General features: G+C 41.9%; 20 protein-coding genes. 12 read left to right on the top strand and 8 right to left on the bottom strand.

The window, feature by feature from the left end:
- Positions 1 to 91: 91 nt before the first annotated feature.
- The 11 genes from JG479_RS01980 to JG479_RS01930 are packed head-to-tail and all read left to right on the top strand — an operon-like array spanning position 92 to position 14,031.
- Positions 92 to 670, top strand: a complete 579-nt coding sequence (locus JG479_RS01980; protein ID WP_200219819.1) for a restriction endonuclease subunit S — start codon at positions 92 to 94, stop codon at positions 668 to 670.
- A gap of 38 nt (positions 671 to 708) precedes the next feature.
- A complete protein-coding gene (locus JG479_RS01975) occupies positions 709 to 2,232 on the top strand; it encodes a type I restriction-modification system subunit M (RefSeq protein ID WP_200219818.1) in 1,524 nt (507 codons plus the stop codon).
- Positions 2,222 to 3,469: a restriction endonuclease subunit S gene (locus JG479_RS01970; RefSeq protein ID WP_200219817.1), complete on the top strand. Its 1,248-nt coding sequence runs from the start codon at positions 2,222 to 2,224 to the stop codon at positions 3,467 to 3,469. Before JG479_RS01975 ends, JG479_RS01970 begins: the two co-directional genes overlap by 11 nt.
- Positions 3,466 to 4,365, top strand: a complete 900-nt coding sequence (locus tag JG479_RS01965) for a GIY-YIG nuclease family protein (protein ID WP_200219816.1) — start codon at positions 3,466 to 3,468, stop codon at positions 4,363 to 4,365. The genes JG479_RS01970 and JG479_RS01965 overlap by 4 nt, the downstream gene beginning before the upstream one ends.
- A 21-nt stretch (positions 4,366 to 4,386) precedes the next feature.
- Positions 4,387 to 5,289 carry an NAD-dependent epimerase/dehydratase family protein gene (locus tag JG479_RS01960; protein WP_200219815.1) on the top strand — a complete coding sequence of 301 codons (903 nt, stop codon included), beginning with the start codon at positions 4,387 to 4,389 and terminating at the stop codon, positions 5,287 to 5,289.
- Positions 5,286 to 6,581 (top strand): glycosyltransferase, encoded by a 1,296-nt coding sequence (locus tag JG479_RS01955; RefSeq protein ID WP_200219814.1) that lies wholly within the window; start codon positions 5,286 to 5,288, stop codon positions 6,579 to 6,581. The genes JG479_RS01960 and JG479_RS01955 overlap by 4 nt, the downstream gene beginning before the upstream one ends.
- Complete coding sequence (locus JG479_RS01950; RefSeq protein WP_200219813.1) at positions 6,578 to 7,606, top strand: radical SAM protein; 1,029 nt, start codon at positions 6,578 to 6,580, stop codon at positions 7,604 to 7,606. The genes JG479_RS01955 and JG479_RS01950 overlap by 4 nt, the downstream gene beginning before the upstream one ends.
- Complete coding sequence (locus tag JG479_RS01945; protein WP_200219812.1) at positions 7,606 to 9,267, top strand: methyltransferase; 1,662 nt, start codon at positions 7,606 to 7,608, stop codon at positions 9,265 to 9,267. The genes JG479_RS01950 and JG479_RS01945 overlap by 1 nt, the downstream gene beginning before the upstream one ends.
- A gap of 4 nt (positions 9,268 to 9,271) precedes the next feature.
- Positions 9,272 to 9,880 carry a histidine phosphatase family protein gene (locus JG479_RS01940; protein ID WP_200219811.1) on the top strand — a complete coding sequence of 203 codons (609 nt, stop codon included), beginning with the start codon at positions 9,272 to 9,274 and terminating at the stop codon, positions 9,878 to 9,880.
- A gap of 15 nt (positions 9,881 to 9,895) precedes the next feature.
- Positions 9,896 to 13,183: a type I restriction endonuclease subunit R gene (locus JG479_RS01935; RefSeq protein ID WP_200219810.1), complete on the top strand. Its 3,288-nt coding sequence runs from the start codon at positions 9,896 to 9,898 to the stop codon at positions 13,181 to 13,183.
- Between the two features lie 5 nt (positions 13,184 to 13,188).
- Positions 13,189 to 14,031 carry a M48 family metallopeptidase gene (locus JG479_RS01930; protein WP_200219809.1) on the top strand — a complete coding sequence of 281 codons (843 nt, stop codon included), beginning with the start codon at positions 13,189 to 13,191 and terminating at the stop codon, positions 14,029 to 14,031.
- Between the two features lie 211 nt (positions 14,032 to 14,242).
- Here JG479_RS01930 and JG479_RS20250 read toward each other — a convergent pair whose 3' ends face one another.
- The gene (locus tag JG479_RS20250) at positions 14,243 to 14,470 is read right to left on the bottom strand and encodes a helix-turn-helix domain-containing protein (RefSeq protein ID WP_128583447.1); all 228 of its coding nucleotides are present in this window, start codon (positions 14,468 to 14,470) and stop codon (positions 14,243 to 14,245) included.
- A gap of 107 nt (positions 14,471 to 14,577) precedes the next feature.
- On the opposite strand from JG479_RS20250, the gene JG479_RS01920 reads away from it, so the two are divergent.
- Positions 14,578 to 15,105, top strand: a complete 528-nt coding sequence (locus tag JG479_RS01920) for a hypothetical protein (RefSeq protein WP_200219808.1) — start codon at positions 14,578 to 14,580, stop codon at positions 15,103 to 15,105.
- A gap of 464 nt (positions 15,106 to 15,569) precedes the next feature.
- On the opposite strand, the gene JG479_RS01915 is transcribed toward JG479_RS01920, so the two are convergent.
- From JG479_RS01915 to JG479_RS01885, 7 genes are all read right to left on the bottom strand, one after another.
- Complete coding sequence (locus JG479_RS01915) at positions 15,570 to 18,683, bottom strand: efflux RND transporter permease subunit (RefSeq protein ID WP_182671364.1); 3,114 nt, start codon at positions 18,681 to 18,683, stop codon at positions 15,570 to 15,572.
- 53 nt (positions 18,684 to 18,736) lie between these two features.
- Positions 18,737 to 19,675: an efflux RND transporter periplasmic adaptor subunit gene (locus tag JG479_RS01910; RefSeq protein ID WP_200219807.1), complete on the bottom strand. Its 939-nt coding sequence runs from the start codon at positions 19,673 to 19,675 to the stop codon at positions 18,737 to 18,739.
- Positions 19,672 to 20,994: a TolC family protein gene (locus JG479_RS01905; RefSeq protein WP_182671362.1), complete on the bottom strand. Its 1,323-nt coding sequence runs from the start codon at positions 20,992 to 20,994 to the stop codon at positions 19,672 to 19,674. Before JG479_RS01905 ends, JG479_RS01910 begins: the two co-directional genes overlap by 4 nt.
- 73 nt (positions 20,995 to 21,067) lie before the next feature.
- Complete coding sequence (locus JG479_RS01900) at positions 21,068 to 21,463, bottom strand: hypothetical protein (protein WP_182671361.1); 396 nt, start codon at positions 21,461 to 21,463, stop codon at positions 21,068 to 21,070.
- Positions 21,464 to 21,550: 87 nt separating this feature from the next.
- Complete coding sequence (locus JG479_RS01895; RefSeq protein WP_058549644.1) at positions 21,551 to 22,435, bottom strand: cation diffusion facilitator family transporter; 885 nt, start codon at positions 22,433 to 22,435, stop codon at positions 21,551 to 21,553.
- A complete protein-coding gene (locus tag JG479_RS01890; RefSeq protein WP_058549645.1) occupies positions 22,428 to 22,787 on the bottom strand; it encodes a DUF3703 domain-containing protein in 360 nt (119 codons plus the stop codon). The genes JG479_RS01895 and JG479_RS01890 overlap by 8 nt, the downstream gene beginning before the upstream one ends.
- On the bottom strand, positions 22,784 to 23,419 hold the full coding sequence (locus JG479_RS01885; RefSeq protein ID WP_182671358.1) for a cation transporter: 636 nt from the start codon (positions 23,417 to 23,419) through the stop codon (positions 22,784 to 22,786). The genes JG479_RS01890 and JG479_RS01885 overlap by 4 nt, the downstream gene beginning before the upstream one ends.
- Between the last annotated feature and the right edge of the window lie 21 nt (positions 23,420 to 23,440).

Below are 23,440 nucleotides of genomic sequence, written 5' to 3'. Positions count from 1 at the left end.
ATTAATATGGTTAAATCGCTTTTACTTAACTAATTGATGCATGCTTTTGCATCACATAAGTGGTTTATATTATTTAAAAGGTTACAACCCAATGTTTACAATGCTTTACGAGGTTGCTGACGTGCTTTCAGGCTACCCTTTTAGAGGGGCTATTACTGCTGAAGAACAAGGAGATGTTCATGTTGTTCAAGTTAGGGATGCAAAATCTACAGGACAGATTTCTATTAATGGAATGGTTAAAACAACACTTCCGGGTAAAAAAAACCCAAACTGGCTACGCTCTGGTGATGTACTGTTTATTGCAAAAGGCGTAAAACATTTTTCTGCTTTGGTAGATAATTTGCCAAGCAAAACCGTCTGTACCCCACATTTTTTTATGATTCGGATAAAGCCTGAGTATCAGGATAAAGTTAAACCGGAGTTTATTTGTTGGCAGTTAAATCAAATTCCTGCCCAACGCTATTTCAGTATTACAGCTGAAGGTTCACTGCATTTAATTATACGTAGGCAAGTTTTAGAAAACGTGCCCATCAAATTATTAGATATTAATGAACAAAAATTGATATCTAATATGCATAACTGCGCTATTGAAAAACAAACAAAACTACAACAACTTATTGAATGCGATAAAAAAGAACAAGATGCAATTGCATTAAATTTACTGAATTAAGACGTTTATGATTAACTAAATTAAGGTATTAGATAACTATGGCAACAACTATAAATCAAATCAATCAGGACGATATTAACAAAGCGGTGTGGAATGCCTGCGACACCTTTCGTGGTGTTATTAGTGCCGATACTTATAAAGACTTCATCCTCACTATGTTGTTTTTAAAATACATCTCTGATGTATACAAAGACGAATACAACAAGCTTATTACTCAGTATGGCGATAACCCAGATTTAATTCACGCCATGATGTCGAAGCAGCGCTTTGTATTACCTGAAGGCGCGAGCTTTTGGGATTTATACGAAAAACGTTATGAAGCAGGTAACGGTGAGCGTATCGATAAAGCCCTACACGCACTAGAAGAAGCCAACGGCAGCAAGCTTAAAAACGTATTCCAAGACATAAGCTTTAACACCGACCGCTTAGGTCAAGAAAAACAAAAGAACGATTTATTGCGCCACTTGTTAGAAGACTTTGGTAAAGACATTTTAAACCTAAGCACAGAGCGTGTAGGCAGTTTAGATATTATCGGTAACGCCTATGAATACCTTATTAAACACTTTGCCGCTGGCAGTGGTGCTACCGCTGGCGAATACTATACCCCACCAGAGGTCTCAACTCTTTTAGCAACCGTTTTAGAGCCTGTAGAGGGCGACCAAATATGCGATCCATGTACAGGCAGTGGCTCGCTGCTATTAAAATGTGGCGCGATGGTGCGTAAAAACTCTGGCTCAAAAAAATACGCATTATTTGGGCAAGAAGCCATTGGCTCTACATGGGCACTCGCCAAAATGAACATGTTCCTACACGGTGAAGATAACCACCGTATTGAATGGGGCGACACCATACGCAACCCACTACTACTTGATAAAGGCGGCGACGGCTTATTGCACTTTGATGTAGTAACAGCCAACCCACCGTTCAGCCTCGATAAATGGGGGCATGACGATGCCAGTAGTGATCCTTATGGTCGTTTCCGCCGTGGTGTACCGCCTAAAACTAAAGGCGATTATGCGTTTATTAGTCACATGGTTGAAACGCTAAAACCAGACACTGGCCGTATGGCGGTTGTAGTGCCACATGGTGTGTTATTTAGAGCTTCATCAGAAGGCAAAATCCGCCAACAACTGATTGAAGAAAACTTGCTAGATACCGTTATTGGTCTGCCAGAAAAGCTATTTTTTGGTACAGGCATACCCGCTGCCATTTTAATATTTAAAAAGCAAAAAAACGACAACAACGTACTATTTATTGATGCCAGCCGCGAGTTCAAATCTGGTAAAAACCAAAACCAGTTAACACCTGAGAACATTCAAAAAGTTATCGACACCTACAAAGCGCGTGAAACCACCGATAAATATTCATACCTTGCCAGCTTTGATGAAATTGCCGAAAACGACTTTAACCTCAACATTCCACGTTACGTTGATACCTTTGAAGAAGAAGCAGAAATTGATTTAGTGGCAGTACGAACAGAGCGTGTTCAACTTAAAAATGAACTGCAAACCCTTGAAGCAGAGATGGAAGGCTATTTGAAGGAGCTGGGTTATGGTGCCTAATAAATTTTTACCATCGCAGTTAGGTGAAATCCCTACTGGCTGGAGTAGAGTCAAGTTTTCTGATGTTATGAGTGTTCGACAAGGTCTGCAAATTTCCATATCGAAACGTTTAAAAGTACCGACAAAAACGTCGAAAGAATATATTACTATTCAATCTATCAAAAAAACTGAACAGGTTAGAGAATACGTAGAAGCTCCTACCAAAAGAGTTACTTGCTCCAAAGAAGATGTTCTGATGACCCGAACTGGTAATACAGGAATCGTAGTCACAGATGTCGAGGGAGCCTTCCATAATAACTTTTTCTTAATGGATTTTGACAGACAACAAGTAGATAGAAATTTTTTAGTCAACTACTTACGTTCAAATAGAGTCCAACATCTAATTTTAACTAAAGCTGGTGCAAGCACAATACCTGATTTGAATCACAAAGACTTTTACTCGATTGAGTTCCCGCTAGCACCTCTTTCAGAACAACGCAAAATCGCCAAAATCCTCTCCACTTGGGATAAAGCGATTAGCGCTACCGAGCGCCTAATCGACAACAGTAAACAGCAGAAAAAAGCCCTCATGCAACAACTGCTCACTGGCAAAAAGCGACTACTTGATGATTCTGGTAAACCGTTTGAGGGTGAGTGGGAAGAAATAGCGGTTGGTGACCTTGGAACAATTTATTCAGGTGGTACACCAAGTACCACAAATAAAGCATATTGGGATGGCGGCATAGATTGGATTACACCGACTGATATAACAAAACAAGATAGTGTTTATATCAAATCTAGCGTGAGGAAAATTTCATATGAAGGGCTTAAAAACAGTTCAGCCAAACTTGTACCAAAAGGCTCTTTGTTGGTATGTACTCGTGCCACTATAGGTGAAATGGCTATTACCGCTCATGAAATGTGCACAAATCAAGGTTTTAAAAATATCATTCCTAATAAGAAAACAAACATTGAATTCTTGTTTTATCTACTGACATATCAAAAATATAAGCTAGTAAGCAAAGCAAGTGGTTCAACATTTTTAGAGTTGTCAAAAAGTGCCTTTGAAAGTATGAAGTTTAGAGTGCCTATTATTGATGAACAACAAAAAATTGCATCTGTTCTTAATAACGCTGACCAAGAAATCGAGCTATTAGAACAACAACTTGCTGACTTAAAAAAAGAGAAAAAAGCGCTAATGCAGCAATTGTTAACAGGCAAGCGTAGAGTCAAAGTGGACGACAAGGAGGTAGCATGATCACGCAAAAGCGACCTCGCACCATTCAAATTTTCTTACCTACAGGCGATCCTGCGGGTATTCGCATTGCAGAACAAACCACGTCTATTATTCGCTTAATTGAAGTGCCTCGTAGTGATATTGCTGAATTTGTAAAAATGCCAGAAGCCAAGCAAGTGGGTTTGTATTTTTTAGTGTCGGGCGATAACACTTATACAGATAATGACGAGCTATATATTGGTCAGTCGGGCGATGTGGGTAGCCGATTGATGCAGCATTACAAAGACGAAAAGAAAGATTGGGAGCGTGCACTTGTATTAGTGTCGCTCACCAATAACTTAACGCAAACCCATGTGCTGTATTTAGAATCACTGTCGATAGAAAAAGCCAAACACTGCCAACGCTACGAACTGCTTAATGGTAACGGTGGGCAAAAGCCTTACACACCTATTCCGCTTAAAGCCGATTGTGATGAAATTCATGAAATTGGTAGCTTGTTGTTAGCCACCCTTGGCTACCCCATTTTTGAACCACTAACAGAGGCATCACCTACCAAAGCCGAACAAGTTTTTTTATGCAGTCGAACTGGCGTTGATGCCAAAGGCATTTACACCAACGAGGGTATGGTAGTACTAAAAGGTTCTTCCGCTCCGATGACCACCAAGCGCAAAACTGAACAACGGTTTTATGATAAGCGTGACCAGTTATTAACCAAAGGCGTTATAGCAGAGAAAAACGGCCGCTTTGTATTTCAACGTGATTATTTATTCCCTACACCGAGTGGTGCTTCGATGTTATTGCTATTAGCCAGTTCTAATGGTTGGGTTGACTGGAAAACAGAGCTAGGCATTACACTCCATGATCATCAAGGTCGTACACTAGAATCAGCCAATGAGCAGGCAAGTAATATTAATTAGGCAGTAAAGGATTAAGAATTAATGAATAAAATATTAATGACAGGCCACTTAGGATTGATTGGCCGTCATTTAACTCCCCTATTATCTCAACTAGGTTATGAAGTAGTTGGTTTTGATATTGCTGATGGAACAGGCGATATTTGTAATACATGGCAGTTAACCCAAGCATTAAATGAATGCTGTGGAGTAATACATTTAGCGGCTGTTTCACGCGTTGTATGGGCGCAGAACGAACCTGAAAAGTGCTGGCAAACTAATGCATTGGCTAGTGAACAACTTCTTAAATTAGCGGCAAATAGTACACATAAACCTTGGGTACTGGTTGCCAGTAGCCGCGAGGTTTATGGCGAGCCAAAGACTTTACCCGTCACAGAAACAATGCCTTTAGTACCCGTTAACATTTATGGCCGCTCTAAGCTTTACATGGAAGATGCCGCTTTAAGCGCACGAAGTGCAGGTATTAATACCGCCATTGTGAGGTTAGCGAATGTGTATGGCTGCACGCTTGATCATGAAGATAGAGTATTACCTGCATTTAGCAAAAACGCCGCCTTAGGCGTTGATTTACGGGTGGATGGCTTTGAGCATTTATTTGATTTTACCCATGTAGATGACACCGTAGCGGGTTTAGTAAAAGCCATAACATTGCTGAGTGAAGGTGAAAAACAATTACCACCTATTCATTTATTACCCGGATATGGCACAACCTTAAAACAAGCGGCACAAATGGCTATTAAGGCTGCCGATAGCTCTTCAACTATTGTTGAGGCTGCGTCTCGTGCTTACGATGTAGCTCGCTTTATTGGTGACCCGTCTCGTGCTAAATCGCTACTAGGTTGGCACGCGAGTGTTTTGCCAGAACAAGGGATTGCAAGGTTAGTTGACGCATATAATAAAAAATTAAAATTAGGAGCGCATTCGTGAAAATATTAAAAGTAATACATGGCTATCCTATGTTGTATAACGCGGGTTCTGAAGTTTATTCTCAAACTATTTGTCATGGATTGGTTAAAAAAGGGCATGAAGTTCGTGTATTCACCCGCGAAGAAGATGCATTTAGACCAGATGGCGATATAAGAATTAGCCACGATGCTGATGTGCCTGAAATTGCATTACACCTTGTTAATAACCCACGCCATAGAGATAGATATCGTTTAGCGATTATTGACCAAAAATTTGCTGAGTTATTAGATGAGTATTGCCCAGATATTGTGCATATTGGTCATTTGAATCATTTATCAACCTCTTTGGTGTTTGAAGCCAAAAAGCGCAATATTCCTGTTGTTTATACGTTGCACGATTACTGGTTAATGTGCCCTCGTGGGCAGTTTATGCAAATGCACTCTGCTGACGATAATCTGTGGGCTGCATGTGATGGGCAAGAAAATAAAAAATGTGCCACACAATGTTATGCCCGTTACTTTTCGGGTGATAAAGAAGAGTTAGACCAAGACATTGCTTATTGGGAGAACTGGGTTGAACGCAGGATGCGCCACGTAAAAGAGGTTGTTGAGCATGTTGACTTGTTTATTTCTCCTGCAAAATATTTAAAAAACCGATACGAAAAAGAATTTGGTTTACCAACCGATAAAAGCATTTACTTAGATTACGGTTTTGATCGTTCTCGTATGTTAGGCCGTGTACGTAATGAAGGTGAACCTTTTACCTTTGGCTATATTGGTACGCATATTCCGGCTAAGGGTATTCACCAGTTAATTGAGGCATTTGGCAAGATAAAAGGCGATGCCATTTTACGTATTTGGGGCCGAGATAGAGGTCAAGATTCACGTGCATTGCGTGCTATAGCGGCGACATTACCACCAGAAAAACAAAACAGTATTCAATGGATGCCAGAGTATAAAAACCAGCACATTGCTGTTGATGTATTTAGCAAAACCGATGCGATTGTAACGCCTTCAGTTTGGGTTGAGAACTCTCCGCTTGTGATACATGAAGCGCAACAGTCTAGAGTACCTGTGATTACAGCTAACGATGGCGGCATGGGTGAGTACGTTATAGATGGCGTAAATGGCCTGACCTATGAGCATAGAAATGTTGATGCTCTAGCTGAAAAAATGCAGGTGTTTGTTGATGACCCACAGTATGCAAGACAACTTGGTGAAAAGGGTTATGCATTTAGTGACAATGGCGAAATTCCATGTATAGACCAGCATATTATTGATTTAGAGGCTTGCTACAAGGAGTTAATGCAGTGAGGGAAATTGATTTTTGGCGTATTACCTTAGACACTAACCCTGATACCTGTAATTTAAACTGTGTTATGTGTGAAGATCATTCGCCTTATTCTGATAGCCCTAAATTGCGTAAGCAGCAAGGACGATTGCGCCCTAATATGGATAGTGTGATGCTTGAGCAGGTGATCCGCGATGCGGCGGCAATGGGCATTAAAGAAGTGATCCCCTCAACAATGGGAGAACCTTTACTATACCCGCATTTTGATGTGTTTTTAGATTTATGCCATGAGTTGGGGTTATCGTTAAATTTAACGACTAATGGCACCTTTCCAAGCCCCGATAAACACCACAATGTTGAATACTGGGCTAATCGTATTGTGCCTATTGGTAGTGATGTAAAAATTTCGTGGAATGGGGCAACCGACGCCACTCACAGTAACATTATGCTTGGTGCTCAATTAAGCGAACATATTGAAAATGCAAAACGCTTTATTGCTGTTAGAGACAACTGGGCCGAGCGTCATTATTGTTCAATAACAATGCAGTTAACGTTCTTACGCAGCAACTTAGAGGAAATTCCTCAAATGGTTGACCTTGCTATTGCACTAGGATTTGACCGTATAAAAGGTCACCAGTTATGGGCGCACTTTGATGAAATAGCGACTGAAAATTTACGTAACGATATTGTATTTGCAGAGCGTTGGAATCAAATAGTTAAGTATTGCCATGAGCGCGTGGAATTACATAATAAAACCGCAATCAGACCTTTTAAACTGGATAACTTTTCTGAGCTACACATAGATAATTTAGACGATATAGCACCAAATGGCCGCTGCCCGTTTTTAGGTAAAGAAATTTGGATTGATCCATCGGGTCGTTTTAATGTGTGTTGTGCGCCTGATCAAGAGCGTAAATCATTAGGGGAATTTGGCTCGGTTGCCGAGTCGTCACTCTCAGAGTTAGCACAGAGTGAGCAGTATGTTGAGTTGATGAATACATATCAAGATCACCCTTTGTGTAAGCAGTGTACTATGAGGCGCGTGTAATGAGTATAGTAACTAAACTCTCTGTTTCGGATGATGGTAGATACCACACTCTTGATGATGGCACCCCAGCTTACCCTGCACGCTTTGATGAAGTTTTATCATTTCATGGCATAGACAACGCCTATCAAGTTGCGCCTGTTTGTTTAAATAGCCAAGCGTGGCACATAAACGAAACAGGCGAAGCAATTTACCCGCACAAATTTAATCGTACTTTTGGTTTTTACTGTGGCTTAGCCGCTGTAGTAGAAAACCATGATTGGTTTCATATATTGCCAAATGGTTTTGCTGCTTATGCACAGCGTTATGCCTTTGTTGGTAATTATCAACAAAACATTGCTGTTGTATGTGATAAAGACGGCTTTTACTTTCATATTGATAAATTAGGCCAGCCTCTTTATGAAAATAAGTGGTTGTACTGTGGCGATTTTAGAGAAGGTATTGCCGTTGCTCAGGCTGAAAATGGCCTGAGTACGCACATTGATAAGCAAGGTCAGTATATTCATTCATACTGGTTTTTAGACTTGGATGTTTTTCATAAGGGATTTGCAAGAGCCAAAAGCGATGATGGTTGGCATCACATTGGTAAAAGTGGCAAACCTATTTACGCACAGCGCTACACAAGTGTTGAACCGTTTTATAATGGTTTTTCTCGCGTTGAAACGCATTTTGGCGCACTGCAAATAATTAACGAACAAGGCGATGTGGTTAGAGAGCTTAGAGCTGCAAATAACGATGACTTTGGAGCTTTATCTGCTGATATGGTTGGTTACTGGCGAACTTTTACTATTGCGGCCGCCGCTGATTTAAAAGTATTTGACTACTTACCTAACAACACAGCTCAATTAGCCATACAAACAAACACATTAGAAAAACGGTTAACTCGCCTGCTTAATGCCCTAGGTGAGTTGGGGTTGGTAAAATGTGAACAACACATTTGGCATGTATTACCCAAAGGAGCTTTTTTAAATACAAACCATGCTATGTCGCTTACCAGTGCTGCGGTAGAGTATCGTGGCGAGTTACTGCAAAGATGGCATAACCTCACGCAATTAATGCAAGAAGACATTAAAACTAATGACATTTTTAAACAAGTGAGTTTGTCAGAAGAACATACTGAAAGGCATCACAATATGCTGCGCAGCTACGCATTGAAAGACTATAAAGAACTTGTTTGTTATTTAGATATTGAAAGAGGCGATGTTGTTTTTGATGCTGCGGGAGGCAATGGTTTATTAGCACAGCTTGTTCTTGATAAGTTCCCCTCTTCAAATGTGATTTTGGGTGATCTTGAAGGTGTTGTTGATTCTAGTAACTTCGGTAATAAGATAGCCTTTGACCTTTTTAAAACATGGCCCACTAAAGTAGACAAAATAATATTGGCGCGTGTGCTTCATGACTGGAACGATACCGATGCTTTGCAAATTCTTTTAAATGCAGCGGACACATTACAAAATAATGGTGCAATTTATGTGTTTGAAATGCTACTTAATGAGTACAGTTTTGGTGGCTCTCTCTGCGATTTACATTTACTCACAGTGACAGGTGGACAAGAAAGGACGCAAAGCCAATTTGAAGCGCTATTTAAAAAAGCAGGCCTTTGCATTGATTCAGTTATTAAAAAAGATGGCTTAGTTACTGTAATGAAGTTAATACGGACATAAATAAATGAAAAGAATACTCATTGTAAGACATGCTGCTCGGCCCGATATTTTACCGAACACCGTGGGTAATGATGTAATGCTGACTGATGAAGGTATTAAGCAGAGTAAATTATTTGCTTCTCTAATAAGCGGTCAAGTATTGAGTATTAGAACCAGCCCTATTGGCCGATGTGTTCAAACTGCCGAATTAATAGCTCAGGCAACTCATTTTAAACCTGATGATATAGAGCAGTGTCGCTTATTAGGCGATCCTGGTTTTATTATTAAAGATGGTGACTTAGCTTGGCAACATTGGCTGAAAAAAGGTCATGAAGCTGTAAATTTACATTTGCTTTCGGGTACTGAATCATGGGATGGTTTTTATGATTTAAATGATTCGGTTGCACGTATTTTTAGTGATATAAAAATACTGTTAAGTAACTCAGCAGATGGAGTGCATTTATGGGTTACTCACGACACCATATTAGCCACCTTAGCGGCTCGTATTGGAGACAAGCGATTAACGCTTCAAGATTGGCCTAACTTTTTGGGTTACTTGGAAATAACGTTAAGTGATGACCAAATACATGTAAGTTATTCGCAAAAACCTAACTTAATAGGCGATGTAATTTAAGGATGATTAGGCACAATGACAACCATTAAGTTTCAAGAAGAATTCAGCGCAAAAATTCCCGCGCTTACGCTGCTAACTAACTTAGGCTACACGTTTATTTCACCGGGTGACTGTGAAGCGCTACGTGGTAATACCTTAGCAAGCCATAAAAAAAGTACCCATCAGGTGGTGTTGTTACCTGTGATGCGTGCCTTTTTAGCCAAACAGACGTTTTCGTTTGCAGGTAAGCAACATAGGCTCTCAGAAGCGGCCATTGATAAGGTGATGCATGAGCTAAACCCTGCCATGAACCTTGGGTTAAAAGCCGCTAACGAAAAAATTTATGATGCACTAATGTATGGCGTGAGTGTGACTGAATTTATTGATGGTAAAAAAGCATCCCCCACTATTAAGCTGATTGATTGGCATAATATTGATAACAATGCGTTTCATTGTACCGAAGAATTAGTAGTACAAAATGCCGAGAGTACAGGCAACCGCAGACCGGACATTGTGTGTTTTGTAAATGGGTTGCCATTAGTGGTGATTGAGGCAAAACGTCCCGACTCAAACAAAGAGGGTAAATCGACCAATGCTGAGGCAATTTCTCAGCATATTCGTAATCAAAAGCAGGATGAAATACCGCATTTATATGCCTACAGCCAGTTACTGTTGGCCATAAACGGGCATGAGGGCTTGTATGCAACGTGCGGCACAAAAGATAAGTTTTGGGCGAAGTGGAAAGAAGAGCAAATACCGGAAGCGGAATTTGTAAGGCTTAAAAACCACACTCTTGCTGATGAGCAATTAAATGCATTGTTTAATCATCGCCCCGCAAAAGATAAAGCAGATTACCAGTCACTTATTGCTGCCGGAGAGCTGACGGTAACCGACCAAGACAGGTTGATTGTAAGTTTATTGCGCCCTGAACGCTTATTAGATATGACCCGACTGTTTACGCTGTTTGATAAAAAAGCAGGCAAGATTGTCGCACGTTATCAGCAAGTGTTTGGCATTAAGGCGCTAATAGAGCGTATTAATACGTTTGATGACACTGGTGCCCGTGAAGGTGGAGTTATTTGGCATACTACGGGCAGTGGTAAGTCGTTTACGATGGTGTTTTTATCAAAGGCACTTATTTGGCTTGAAGAGCTTGCGCAGTGCCGCGTAATTATTGTGACTGACCGCGTGGATTTAGAAGACCAGCTAAGCCGTACCTTTGCCTCGGGTGGTGTACTTACCGACCGTGATAAAAAAGATGCAATGGCAACCACAGGTAAGCGCTTGGCCGAGCAAATTGGTCAAGGTAACGAGCGCGTTATTTTTTCGATTATTAATAAGTTTGGCTCTGCAATAAAACACAAAAACTGCTACAACGATAGCCCAAATATAATTGTGTTAGTGGATGAAGGCCACCGCAGCCAAAACGGTGAAAATAATATCCGTATGCAGCAAACCCTGCCTAAAGCTGCCTTTATCGCCTTTACAGGTACGCCGCTATTAAAAGACGATAAGACCGAAAACAAGTTCGGTAAAATCATTCACTCTTACACTATGCAGCAAGCGGTTGAAGATAAAACAGTGACCCCATTGCTTTATGAAGAACGTATTCCTGAGCTAAACGTTAACGATAAGGCGATTGATGCATGGTTTGATCGTAGTACCAGTAAGCTGAGCGACAAACAAAAAACCGATTTAAAAAGAAAGTTTTCACAAAAAGGTCAAATATATCAAACTGCCGATCGCATTATGTTGATTGCCTATGATATTGCCGACCATTTTCAAAACTTTAAGCATCAAGGTTTAAAAGGTCAGTTAGCTTGTGACTCTAAAGCCTCTGCAATACGTTATAAAGAGGCTTTAGATAAAATTGGCACCGTGACATCAGTTGTGGCAATGTCGGCTCCTGACACACGTGAGGGGCATGATGTAGTTGATCAAGAAAGCAAAGACATTGTACAAAATTGGTGGAAAGCCAATGTTGATAAAATGGATGAAAAAGCCTACACCAAAGCCATTATTGAAGACTTTGGCAGAGATGACGGCCCTGACATCATGATCGTAGTAGATAAGCTCCTGACAGGCTTTGACGAGCCAAAGAACACTGTGCTTTATATCGATAAGCCCCTTAAAGAGCACAACCTAATACAAGCGATTGCCCGTGTTAACCGACTGCATAGTAAAAAGCAGTTTGGCTACTTAATTGATTATCGGGGCATATTAAAAGAACTTGATACCACTATAGAAAAGTACCAAGACCTTGCGGAGCGTACTCAAGGCGGTTTTGATATAGATGACCTAAAAGGTTTATATAACCGCATGGACACCGAGTATAAAAAGCTTCCGGGGTTGCACAGCGATTTGTGGGCGATATTTGAAGGTGTAAAAAACAAACAAGATGGCCCCGCTTTACGCCAAGCACTAGCACCGAAAGTGCATGAGGTTGATGGTAAGCTTACCGACACCAACCTTAAAAAGCGTGATGATTTTTACTCAATACTCACGGCATTTTCAAACTGTATGAAAGTAGCGCTGCAATCTGCCACCTACTTTGAAGATAAGTCGTTTGATAACAAGCGCGACCTATACAAACGAGACTTAAAAGCCTTTGTAGATTTACGTAAACAAGTACGTGAAGATGCCGACGAAACCATTAACTATGATGAATACGCTGAAGATATCCGTAGCTTGCTCGATAAACACATAGCGGGTATTGAAGTAAAAGAGCCAGATGGCGCATATTTAGTGGGTAACTTGGGCAAAGACGTTAAGCCGCAGGATATGAGCGATGACGAAGCTCGTAACCAAACGGACAAAATTACAGGCCGAATCACCAAGATGATTGAGCAAGATTTAGCTGATGATCCTTATGCACAAGAATATTTTTCTAAGATGCTTAAAAAGGCCATTGACGATGCTAGAGCCATGTTTGATGCCCCTGTTAAGCAGTACATATTATTCGCTGATTTTGAGCAAGAAGTAAAAGACCGTAAAATGGCTGATGTTCCTAATGACTTTATGGATGACGTAGGCAAGTTAAACAAACATGCCCAAGCCTACTTTGGTTTGTTCAAACATCTATTCGATAGTGAGCTTTTAACTGAAAAGGCACTGGATAATGAGAAATTGGTAGCGCTTGCTTTTGATATTGATGCCGTCGTGAATGATGCTGTTGCTGAGTACTCCATTAACCCTGCGGAAATTGAAAACGCCATTCACATGAAGTTATTACCCATACTGTTTGCTGAGCTTGGCCTTGATAACGCACAAAAGCTGATTGAAGAAGTGTTAAAGATAACCCGATTAGGCATAGCTAGAGGCTAATGTAAGTGACACAAAAAACGGTAGCCGCTGCTATTCATTCTGAAGAAAGCAGCGCAACAACCAAAGAACACGGAGTTTTTACTTATGGTAACGACACCATTCGCTATGACGTTATTCGTAAAACAAAGCCTAGTGATACCGCTAAAAAAGTAGCACGTAAGGTCGTTATTAAGGTTCACCCTGATCAGCGTGTTGTTGCGACTGTGCCTCATGATGCAAGCGAAGACGCTATTGTTGATGCCATGCACAAGCGTGCAAGATGGATATGGCAAAGTATTAATGACTTTGCAAAGCAAAAAGACACGGTATTGCATAAGCGTTATGTAAGTGGCGAAACCCAATTTTATTTAGGTAAGCGCTATGTACTCAAGGTAATTGTTGATGCTGAGCAAGTGCCCAGTGTGAAGCTCAGCCGAGGCAAATTAAACGTCACACTCAAGTATGAAATAAGCAAAGATACTGCCCCGGATAGTCAAGGTAGCCGCGCTGCGAAAATTAAACCGCTAATCGATAAATGGTATCAGCATAAAGCAAAAGCTATTTTCCATGAGCGACTAGCCGAACTACTTCCTAAGACCACATGGGTAACAGGCATTCCATCTTTTCGTGTAATAGCAATGAGAAAGCAATGGGGAAGCTGCTCGACCAAAGGTAACTTGATGCTCAACCCCCACCTTGTTAAAGCCCCGAAAGAATGTATTGATTACGTGATACTGCACGAGCTTTGCCATATTGCAGAACACAACCACAGCGAGCGTTTCTGGCGCTTACTCACACAAGTAATGCCCAATTGGAAAGAAGTAAAAGCCAAATTAGATGATATGGCAGAGATGTATTTGAATGAATAGAATAAATTCAGCATAGTAATAAGTTCAAAAGCCTCTATAAACTATACAAAATAAGATAGAGCTTCTTAAAAGTATTTCTTACTATTTTCGAAGTCGATTATCCCAACTCACATATCGCGTTTAAGGCTCAGCTATAGGAAGTAATATTAGTTACAGATAATCAAAAATACGATGAGCCGAACAGTTCTAGTATTATAATTTTGCGACAATGCTATTTTTTTATTTGGGATACAGAAGGGAATAGATCGTTTGCCTCACAGTTTAATAGCACCATTATTTCATATACCTTTTCACAAGATATAGCTATAGATCCAGTTTCAACTCTACTAATGTAACTTTGCTCTACGTTTAAATTATGGGCCAACTCTGCTTGGCTCCACTCTTTTTTTACACGAGCTAATTTTATATTTTTACCAATTATTTCTATAACCGATCGCATTTCAACAATACCGGGATTCTAAAAATAGAATGATCCCATATTGATAGCAATCCACATATGTAATATATTACATAAAATATACACTATAATACATAAAAGGTATGGCTATGCAATTAGAACTAGACTCATTCTTTGAGACAGTTATTGCTATGAAAAATATAGACTGCTTTACATCGAAAGAGATAGCCGTAGGTATTTGTTGTTTGACTAAAAATAAGTGCTATGAACTTGCCAATATAGAAAATAAAGTAATTGAGCTAACGAGAAAATTTACTAAAACTGGTTTATTGAAAGAGATGAGAGCTGAAGGGAGTCAATATTCTACCTATAAAAAAACAGACTTATTTTATGAAGTACATAAGTGCTCGAATACAGTGGCCCAATTAAAAGCTAACTATTTACTAGATTTACAAGCGCAACGCTACAAGTGCAGCTTTGAAGTATTAGAATATGAATCTCAACGTGAAAAGTATTATGAGCTATATGAATATCACCATAATTTAAAGGAGATTATGGCACCCGCTTCAAAAAATTTAGAAAAGCGTTATACCAGCCTACTGCACAAGCTAAACCTAATGGATCAACTTATAGAGATATACCAAATAGAATTAAATATAGAAGAGGCCCAAGTCTAAGCGATAATAATTGAAGACGCGTTATATTTATGGGTTTTTTAGATACATATATAAGGGGTTAATAGCCTAATTTTTAGTAGCTCATATGCGAACTTACAGTTTAAAAGAACGGTTCTAGACTTCACCTGATAAGCGGCTTTGGGCGGAAGCAGACGGTCGGTTAAACTCGTTTTTGGACAAAGATGAGTAGAGCCAAAGGACGGCTTTGTGCCAATTGCAGTTGTTGAGCAGAAATTCTCTGACGGTCTGCTTTGAGCCTATAAGCGGACAGTCGAACGTTAGACCTGACTGTTAAATTTGTGTCATTTGCAGATCATCATTCGACCTTGATTGAATTGGTGGTAATTGTAGTATTCCGGACAATCAGCTTCTTATTGGTGAATATACAGTTCAGTAATCATTTTCAGTTGTTTTAAATTTCCAGACGAAGAGCACCGTATTTTCTGCAATACGGTGCCCAACATTCACTCCTTAGTTAATTTCGAGTGCATCATCCGATATAAAATAGGCAAAACGACCAATGTTAGGATGGTGGACGAGATGATCCCGCCAATCACTACCGTTGCAAGCGGTCTTTGCACTTCAGCGCCAGTCCCGACATTCAGTGCCATGGGGATGAAACCTAAACTTGCTACCAGTGCCGTCATCAGAACCGGACGCAATCTTGTGATAGCTCCATCAACGATTGAGTTAATCAAGTCACCTGTTTCTAGTACTCGCTGTTTAATAAATGACAACATCACTAAGCCGTTTAGTACCGCAATACCAGAGAGCGCAATAAACCCGACTCCGGCAGATATAGACAGTGGCATGTCACGCATCCAGAGTGCGAAAACACCTCCTGTTAAGGCTAAAGGCACACCAGTGAAGATGATCAAGGCATCACGAAATGAGCCAAACACCACCACTAGTAACACAAGTATCAGGAAAAGCGTGGCCGGCACCACGATAGACAGTCGCTGACTGGCACTTTCAAGCTGTTCAAACGTGCCGCCATAATCCAGCCAGTAGCCTGCTGGTAGAGCTACCTGTTCGGTTATTTTGATTTTGGCTTCGTCAACAAAACTCCCCAAGTCGCGCTCTCTGACATTGGCGGTAACCACGACTCTGCGCTTACCGTTTTCTCGACTGATTTGATTGGGAACAGACGAATAACCCAGCGTAGCGACTTCTGATAACGGCACAAATTCCCCATCGGACGTAATAATAGGAGTGCTGTCAATGGCATCTAAGTTTGTGCGGATACCTTCATCAAATCGCACAAGCAACTCGAATCGTCTATCTCCCTCAAAAATTAAGCCTGCGGTATTACCCCCGATAGCTGACGCCAACCACTCCTGTAAATCGGCGACGTCCAATCCATAACGTGCCAACTCGACTGGCTTGGGGTTAATAGTGAAGATAGGGATATCATCGACCTGTTCAAGTCGTGCATCCGCCACGCCGTCAATTGATTGCAAAACTGTTAAGATGTCGTTTGCAGAGGCAACAAGCGTGGTTAAATCATCTCCGAAGACTTTTATACCAAGATCAGCCCTTACCCCACTAATCAACTCGTTAAAGCGCATTTGGATAGGTTGGGTAAACTCATAGTTATTACCTGTCACCGCTTGTAAGTCTCGCTCAAGGGTTTCCACGAATTCAGCTTTTGATAGGTCAGGATCAGGCCATTGCGCTCGTGGTTTTAGCATCACAAAGGTATCGGTTACGTTGGGCGGCATCGCATCGGTAGCTACTTCTGCGGTACCGGTTTTCGCAAACACTGTGAGTACCTGTTCGTATTCCATCAAGGTAGATTCAAGTGTTTTTTGCATTGCGACGGCTTGTTCAATACCTGTGCCCGGTATTCGCATGGCGTGCAGTGCGATGTCTCCTTCGTCAAGCTGGGGAACAAACTCAGAGCCTAATCGCGTTGCCAACCATAAGCTGCCCACTACCAGCACGACTGAGCCGAAAAGCACTATCCAGCGTAATTTCAGTGCAAGATTAATGATAGGACGATAGGCGGATTTAGCTGCAACAATAATGAAGCTTTCTTTCTCACTGACTTTACCTGCCATAAACATCGCGACTGCCGCCGGTACAATGGTAATGGAGAACAGCATCGCTGCTATCAGCGCCATGATGACCGTTGCCGCCATTGGTTGGAACATCTTGCCCTCAACGCCTGTCAATGAGAACAGCGGGATATACACGACAGTAATAATCAATACACCGAATAAGCTAGGACGAATGACTTCGTTGGTCGCTTGAAAAACCAGTTCTAGCCGCCCTTTTAGTGGCAAGACTCCACCTGTGCGTTTCTGAGACTCGGATAACCGCCTGATACAGTTCTCTACGATGATCACCGCACCATCGACAATTAATCCAAAATCCAATGCCCCAAGGCTCATTAGGTTGGCAGACACACCGGTATTGACCATCCCAGTGATGGTCGCCAACATCGCTAGCGGTATAACTGCCGCAGTGATGAGCGCGGCGCGAATATTGCCAAGCAATATGAACAAGATCACTATGACTAATAACGCACCTTCCACTAAATTCTTCTGAACCGTTTCGATAGCTTTATCGACCAGTAGGGTACGGTCGTAGACTGGCTCAATGACAATACCATCAGGCAAGCTGGATTGAATGTCCTTCACCTTTTTGGCTACGGATTGAGCAACGGCTCGTGAGTTTTCGCCGACTAGCATCATTGCTGTACCTAAAACGGTCTCTTCACCCTCCTGCGTTGCCGCACCAGTTCTCAGCTCCTTACCAATAGCCACACTGCCAATGTCTTTCACCGCAACGGGGACAGTATTAATGCGTTTTATTACCACATTTTCGATATCGCTAAGTGTTTGAAGTTGACCTTGTGAGCGCACCAGTATTTGTTGCCCATTTCGCTCAACAAACCCCGCCCCCTGATTGGTGTTGTTTCGCTCCAGAGCACGATGGATATCGCTTAGACTAATGTCAAAATTCAGCATAAGCTGTGGTTCAGGATTCACATGGTATTGCTTAACATAGCCTCCAATGGCGTTGACTTCAGTGATCCCCTTAACCAGTGCGAGCTGCGGTTTTACAATCCAGTCGTGTATCTCGCGAAGCGCCATTGCATTGTAAGGCTCACCATTTTTTTGCATCGCATTTTGCTTGGCTCGCAAGGTATACATGTAGATTTCGCCCAACCCAGTAGCGATAGGCCCCATTTCAGGCGCTAACCCTTCTGGTAGCTGACTTTTGATTGCGCCTAATCGCGTATTGATGAGATTACGCGCAAAATACAGATCAGTGCCTTCATCAAATACCGCTGTTACCTGAGACAGGCCGTAGCGTGATAAAGAGCGGGTGTAGGACAGGTCAGGTAATCCCGCCAGTGCTGTTTCTACTACGAATGTGATCCGCTGCTCGGTTTCCAAAGGCGAATAGCCCGGTGCTTGTGTATTGATTTGCACTTGCACGTTAGTGATATCGGGTACCGCATCGATAGGTAATTTTTGATAACTGAATATCCCCATGCCCAGCACAAGGAAGATCAACATCAGCATTATCCCTCGTCGCTCTATGGATAAACGTAATATGGATTCAATCATGTGTTCGTCCCCCAATAACTGAGACGCATGACCAAGTAAATAGCATTGAGTTATTAGTGGTCATGACCGGCCTCCGACTTTTCTAAATCGGCTTTAAACAGGTAGCCGTTCTGGCTGACAATCACATCTGCAATGTGCAGACCTGATAACACTTCAATATTGTAGTTATCTTGTTGACCTAAGGTAACGGGCACGGGACGGTATTCATCACCTTCTTTGACAAACACGACAGAAGCCCCTTCAAACTCTTGAATCGACGCTTTAGGCACCATCATGGCGACATCAAGTTTGTTGATTGTGACAAGCCCTTTGATAGCCGCGCCAACCGGCCACTGACCTGAGGTATTAGCTATTTTGGCATACGCCAATACATACGGTTTTTCATCTGGCGAGGGTAAGATATGCTGGATAGTGGTTTCTAACGATGAGCCTGCCACACTAAGTTGAACACTTTGCTGCTCTGCAATATCAGAGAGCTGTTGTGGGAAGACTTTAAGCTGTGCCCACACGTCATCATAGTTTGCGATTGAAAATAACACTTGGCCATTAGATAACTCGCCTTCATTGGCATGTCTGGCAATCACGGTGCCTGAAAACGGCGCGGCAACGGGATAACTTTTCAGGCTTTCGTTGGATTCAACTACCGCCAGTGTCTCGCCTTTTTTAACTTTTTTACCTAAATTTGCATTGACCTTGGTCACCATACCGTCGAATCGTGCACGCACATGACTCAGTGAAGCAGGGTCGGTCACGATATTTCCGTAGACAGTGGTGGTAATATTGAGACTACCCGTTTGCACACTTTGCGTCATTACGCCCATTTTTTGCGCCATGCTATCTGACATGAATACGCGTTCATCCTTATGGGCTTCCTCTTTACCATGTTCGCCTTCTGATGCTTGTATTGTGGTGCTTGAAAAAAATCCCAACGCACTGCAAACAATGAAAACTAACAGAGCGTTTTGCTTCTCATTTAATATATTTTTGTTCATTTTGTTTTTCTCGAAAAAGAGGTGTTGATCGTATCCACAAGTGGCTGTGCAGTCAGTGATTCGATATCTGCACCGCGCTGATGAGCTTGCTTCGCTGATTGAATTAAGGCTTGTTTGGCATTGAGTAGTTCTTGACGTGTACTCACCCATTCAAGGTAGCTGAATCGACCGTTGATATAGGCTTGTTCTACTAATTCCAGCGCTTGAACTAAGGGTGGGATAATAGAGTTTTGCAGTGTATGTACATTGAGCAACGCATTGTTTCTGACCATCAAGGCCATATTTAGCTGATGGTATAGGTTTTGCGTCGCTGACTCTTTTTGTTGTTCCAGCTGTGCCTGAATTGCTCGCTGCTTTTGGTACTCGCCAAGATTTCGGTCACCGGCAAACAGAGGCATACTCACGCCTGCTACAAAGGCTGTTTCATCTATGCCATTCATGCGCCTGATACCGGCCGTCCAGCTTAAATCCGATTGATTAGCTGCTTGAGTAAGGCGGACTTGGGAAGCCTGCAATCTCGAACCTTGCGTATAGACCTCAAGATTGGGACTGTCCAATAGAGTGGTGAAAAGCGCGGTTAACGAAGGAGACGATTGCAGCGCAAATAAGTCACCCTCCACATCAGTAAAAGTGGGATCTTTTTCCCCCCACATAATAGCCAGACTATTTATCATGCCTTGCTTAGTTTGCTGTGCCGTCACCACATCCAGTCTAGCTCTTGCTAGCGCTGCTTCAGCGCGTTTCTGTTCAAATGCAGGGGAAGCACCTGCATCCACGCGTCTTGTGACAGCCTGATAGGTATATCGAGCAAGTGTTTCTGCCTCTTGTTGCGCGTCAATTAACGCTTGTTGCGCCAATACATCGATGTAGCGACGTGTCACTTCAGCCAGTACATCCAAGGTGTGCACTTGTTTTTGCGCTTCGACTAAGGTGGATTGCGCCTTAGCAAACGCCTTACGTGAGTTGAGTTTATTGCCCAATTCAATGACCGACGACAATGTGAGAGTCAACTCGGTGTCCTTAATGCCAGAGACCTCGCCTGTTCCTAAGAAGTTTTCCATTTCAATGCCTACGTTGAGGGCTGGTTTGAGAGAAGCAGTTTTAATTTCTCCCTCAATCGCTTGTTGCCTATATGTGAACTCATGCAACTCGGGTGAATTCGCTAATGTTCGCTGTATGGCGCTTTGCAAGGTCATTTCGCGATTGGTGATACTGTTTGTTTGTGCTACTACCACGGTGTGTGTTGTCAAAAGAACAAGCATCGTGAAAATCACCCAAGCGTGCACACGCATAGGGCGACTCAATGAAAAATGCATCATTGTTTTATTCCTAAATTATCAAAAAAATATATATCGCCAAACTGTTGGCGAACGGTGTTTGATTAGTTCAGGGTTATGCTTTAGGTGGGCGTAGTAATTGCGTGATCGGTGCATCTATTACTTTTGATAAGTAATAGAAATTGTGATGGGTGGCAACAGAATCGAGTTCGATACCATTGGTGCTTACAATCCATTGGGCATGGGTTCCGTGACAATGGCCACAGTGGTGGCAATCAGCAGGATTGTGAGATTTATCTACGGGGACGTTATCAGCATCAGGTTGTTCGCTAGATTTTAGTTGAACCTGCGCATGTTCAGTAGCGATGTTATCGCCCAATTGATGTTCGTGTATTTCATTTAGATGTTGTGAGTCGACAGTATGAGAATCCAATGTATTGGCGACAGCAGAAAACGACTGAAACAAAATCAGCGAAATCAGCAGGTAACTTGTCACCCTTACACTAAACATATCTATCTACTCTCATCTTTTTCATATTAACAGGTAATCGAACTAAGACCAATCGACCAACCTAAACAAAGTATTTCAATCATTACATTACTCATCACGACAATCTTCATTGGCAAATTCAATTTCAATGGTAGTGTGCACAAAATCAAACTCATCAAGACCTTGGCGAAGTTCGTCTTTAAGCGTTCTCAATTGAGAAACCGAAACATCTTGTTTCAACTCCACATGTGCCGTCATGACGCTATGTTCACCGTCCAAAGACCAGATATGAAAATGATGTATATCCGCCACATCATCAAATGACATGAGTACTTTACGCACTTCCTCCATCTGCTTAGCATCGGGCGTGGCTTGCAGGAATAACAATAAGGTTTCTTTTAGATTTCTAACTACATTGAATAAAATGAATAACGTGAAGCCAATGGATAAGATAGGATCTAAAATTGGCCATGGCTTAAACATCAGCACGATCGATACGATCAGCACTGCCACCCAACCCAAAACATCTTCAAGCAAATGCCAGTTTAAAATACGTTCGTTTAAGGAATTCCCTTCGCTAAGTTTATACGCAGCAAATCCATTAACGGCGATGCCAAAAATTGACAGGAGTATCATGCCTTCGACTTGCGGCATTTCGGGTGCAGAAAGCCTTGGGATAGCTTCGAATAAGATCCATATTGAGCCAGTCGTTAACACTAACCCGTTAATCAATGCACCAAGAAGTGAAAAGCGTTTATAGCCATAGGAAAATGTATTGGTTGCTTGTTTATCACTGAGTTTATTTAAGCCCCAAGCGGTGCCAATGGATAAACTATCGCCCAAATCATGCACTGCGTCGGCCATAATAGCCGTGCTGTTTGTCAGCCACCCGCCGATAAATTCAATGATAGTGAACACGACATTCAAGAAAAATGCCCAGCCAATACGTTTTGATGCGCTGTTATCACTGTGACTGTGGTTATGATTATGCATGGTTGATTTTGTCCAATATCGCTTGATTTTCAGCACTGATTGGCAGTCGCTTAAAGGGGCTGATGTCAGTGCCACCTGTATTCCCTTTAGGTACAAGGCCGATAGCTGTTTTGGTTGCAGCACCAACTATTCTTATTACTTGTCCAAAAACGGCTCTCCAATCTTTGTTTAGAAGACCGTGTCGCAGCATTTTACAATGAATTAAACAATGATAATAAGTAGAGTGCTGACCAATTACATGCGCATCCTCCAGCGCTGCAAATGCCTGCCTCTCATTATTGTTAGACATTGCATCTGAGTAATCTGTTAATTTGGAATCGATATGTGGCTTAACCGCTTTGTTGTATGTCATAGTGGATCACCCGCTTTACCTTTCTGTACTTCGCTATTAAGTACTTCCTGCTTGGCATCTTTGAGGATCATCCACGCTCCGCGCAGCACGACAATCGACACAATACAGCCGATAACCAAATCCGGTACTCTGCTATCAAGCCATACCACTAAAACTCCGGCGATAATGACACCCATGTTGGCGATGACATCGTTGGCCGAAAAAATCCAGCTGGCTCGCATATGTACTTCGTCGTTTTTATGATTACGAATGATCACCAAGCAAACGACGTTTGCAATTAGTGCAATGAACCCCATTCCTATCATTAGTGATGAGATAGGCTCACTGCCCAAGAATAACCTTCTGGTAATATCAATAAGAATAATTACGCCCAGCAATAGCTGAAAGTAACCACTGATTTTCGCAGCTTTGGCTTTGTGAAGTATAGATTTGCCCACAGCATAAATACCTATGCCGTATACAACGGCATCCGCTAGCATGTCCATAGAGTCTGCTATTAAAGCAGTAGAGTCAGCCAAAATACCCACGGTCATCTCAACGAAAAACATCGTCGCATTGATGCCGAGCAGCCAATACAGAACCCGTTTTTGTGAGGCATCTTTGATTTCCACTTCACAGCCGCAACCACTCATTGTTCAACTCTTATTCCCAAA

Origin of the sequence: Pseudoalteromonas sp. LC2018020214, assembly GCF_016598755.1 — a bacterium.
Lineage (GTDB): Bacteria > Pseudomonadota > Gammaproteobacteria > Enterobacterales > Alteromonadaceae > Pseudoalteromonas > Pseudoalteromonas distincta.
The sequence above is the reverse complement of the archived record's forward strand: the minus strand, read 5'-3'. Positions and strand labels throughout refer to the sequence as shown.